Below are 3,018 nucleotides of genomic sequence, written 5' to 3' on the forward strand. Positions count from 1 at the left end.
TTCCGCAAGTAGTGGCGAGCGAACGCGGAACAGCCCAAACCCTGCTGCTACGGCGGCAGGGGGTTGCAGGGCCCACATAAGCCAACCCAAGCGAAGACGAAGCGGACTGGAAAGCCGCCCCACAGAAGGTGACAGGCCTGTAGACGTAAGCGAGGCGCGGTGGTGGGATCCCCTGAGTAGGACGGGACCGGAGAAATCCTGTCTGAAGCTGCCGGCACCATCCGGTAAGGCTAAATACTGGTTATGACCGATAGTGAACAAGTACCGTGAGGGAAAGGTGAAAAGAACGCCGAGAAGGCGAGTGAAATAGTACCTGAAACCATACGCTTACAAGCGGTCGGAGCCCCTTTGGGGGTGACGGCGTGCCTTTTGCATAATGAGCCTACAAGTTGCGCCTGTCGTGCAAGGTTAATCTCCTCAGGAGAGCAGCCGAAGCGAAAGCGAGTCCGAACAGGGCGAAAGTACGGCGGGGCAGACGCGAAACCGAGTGAGCTATCTATGGCCAGGATGAAGCGTGGGTAAGACCACGTGGAGGTCCGAACCGACGGGCGTTGAAAAGCCCCCGGATGAGCTGTGGATAGGGGTGAAAGGCCAATCAAACTCGGAAATAGCTCGTTCTCCTCGAAATATATTTAGGTATAGCATCTGGCGTGTAGCATGCCGGAGGTAGAGCACTGATTAGACTAGGGGGCTTCACCGCCTACCAAATCTAGACAAACTCCGAATGCCGGCATGTGTTGCCAGGTAGTCAGCGTGGGGGCGATAACGTCCTCCCGCAAGAGGGAAACAACCCAGACCACCAGCTAAGGCCCCTAAATCCAAACTAAGTTGAACAAAGAAAGTTGGGTTGCCCAGACAACTAGGAGGTTGGCTTAGAAGCAGCCATTCCTTGAAAGAGTGCGTAATAGCTCACTAGTCGAGCGGCCCGGCGTCGATAATTCGCGGGCATAAGTTTGGTGCCGAAGCTGTGGATTGCATCCGTTCGGATGCAGTGGTAGAGGAGCATTCCAGCGCCATCGAAGTTGGCTTGTAAGAGCCGGTGGAGGTTCTGGAAGCGAAACTGTAGGCATGAGTAACGATAAGAGGGGTGCGAACCCCCTCCACCGAAAATCTAAGGGTTCCTGATCAACGCAAATCGGATCAGGGTTAGTCGAGACCTAAGGCGTAGCCGACAGGCGAAGCCGATGGAAAACCGGTTAAATATTCCGGTACCGCTATCTAGCTATAGATGAAGGCGTCACGCAGAAGTGACACCACCGCCTCGCGATGGAATGCGAGGTTAAAGGCAGTAGGCCGGTGGGTAGGCAAATCCGCCCACCACCAAGGCTGAGCGCCGACAGTACGGGGAGCCTACGGGCAAACCGATAGCGTGGGTAATCTGGCTGCCAAGAAACCCGTCGTCATCTGCTGGCATAGCGCTCGTACCAAAACCGACACAGGTAGATGAGGAGAGGATCCTCAGGTGCTCGAGCGAATCGTGGCTAAGGAACTCGGCAAATTAGATCCGTAACTTCGGGAGAAGGATCCCCTGCGCGCCCTTCGGGGCGTGCGGGGCGCAGTGACCAGGTCCAATCGACTGTTTACCAAAAACACATGCCTCTGCTAAGTCGTAAGACGATGTATAGGGGCTGACACCTGCCCGGTGCTGGAAGGTTAAGGAAGGCTGTTAATCGCTTCGGCGATGAAGCGGCCCACTGAAGCCCCAGTAAACGGCGGCCGTAACTATAACGGTCCTAAGGTAGCGAAATTCCTTGTCGGGTAAGTTCCGACCTGCACGAATGGTGCAACGAATTGGACACTGTCTCAGCCACGAGCTCGGTGAAATTGTGGTATCGGTGATGACGCCGATTACCCGCAGCGGGACGGAAAGACCCCGTGAACCTTTACTACAACTTTACATTGGCTTTAGCTGCCCGATGTGCAGGATAGGTGGGAGACCCGGAAGCGCCAGCGCCAGCTGGCGTGGAGTCGTCCGTGAAATACCACCCTTTGGGCCGCTGAATTCTAATTCCCCACAGGGAAGACAGTGTATGGTGGGTAGTTTGACTGGGGCGGTCGCCTCCTAAACAGTAACGGAGGCTCCCAAAGGTACCCTCAGCACGGTCGGCAATCGTGCGCAGAGTGTAAAAGCATAAGGGTGCTTGACTGCAAGACATACAGGTCGAGCAGCTGCGAAAGCAGGGTTTAGTGATCCGGCGGTTTTCCGAATGGAAGGGCCGTCGCTCAAAGGATAAAAGGTACTCCGGGGATAACAGGCTTATCTCCCCCAAGAGTTCACATCGACGGGGAGGTTTGGCACCTCGATGTCGGCTCATCGCATCCTGGGGCTGGAGAAGGTCCCAAGGGTATGGCTGTTCGCCATTTAAAGCGGTACGCGAGCTGGGTTCAGAACGTCGTGAGACAGTTCGGTCCCTATCTGCTGTGGGCGTTGGAATGTTGCGGAGAGCTGCTCCTAGTACGAGAGGACCGGAGTGGACGCACCGCTGGTGCACCTGTTGTCCGGCCACGGGCATCGCAGGGTAGCTATGTGCGGAAGTGATAAGCCGCTGAAAGCATCTAAGCGCGAAGCACGCTCCAAGATAAACATTCCCTATTGCAGCCTTCTGGAAGACGACCAGATCGATAGGCGGCAGGTGTAAGCGTGGTAACACGTTCAGCCGAGCCGTACTAATAAGGCTACCGGCTTCCGCTTATATGGCTTGCACGACCGATTCGGTCGGCCGCAAGCCGCCCAAGCGAGGCAACGAGCATACAGCAACCACCGATCTTTGCCCTTACCCTCAGCTATCCCTACGTCGAAGACATTTTGACATATTGATTTCCACGAGTTTTGAGCAGGCGGGCCAAGCGCCGGGGCTCCACCCGTTCCCATCCCGAACACGGCCGTGACACCCGGCAGCGCCGATGGTACTTCCCGACAGGGAGGAAGCGTAGGTCCCCGCCCGCTCTTTTTTTATTACCTAACGGTGATCCCACGCGGGGTCACCGTTTTTTTTGTTTTGGGTCTTAAATCTTGGT

Annotated in this window: 2 rRNA genes (1 of these 2 running past the window's edge); both read left to right on the top strand. The window is 55.9% G+C overall.

Going from position 1 to position 3,018, the window contains the following annotated elements:
* Nucleotides 1–2,692 (top strand): 23S ribosomal RNA (locus ACT3IB_RS15470); it begins 219 nt to the left of the window's first position.
* A gap of 142 nt (nt 2,693–2,834) precedes the next feature.
* Nucleotides 2,835–2,947 (top strand): 5S ribosomal RNA (rrf, locus tag ACT3IB_RS15475).
* Nucleotides 2,948–3,018 lie beyond the last annotated feature (71 nt).

Source organism: Fodinibius sp. GM21, from assembly GCF_058386955.1.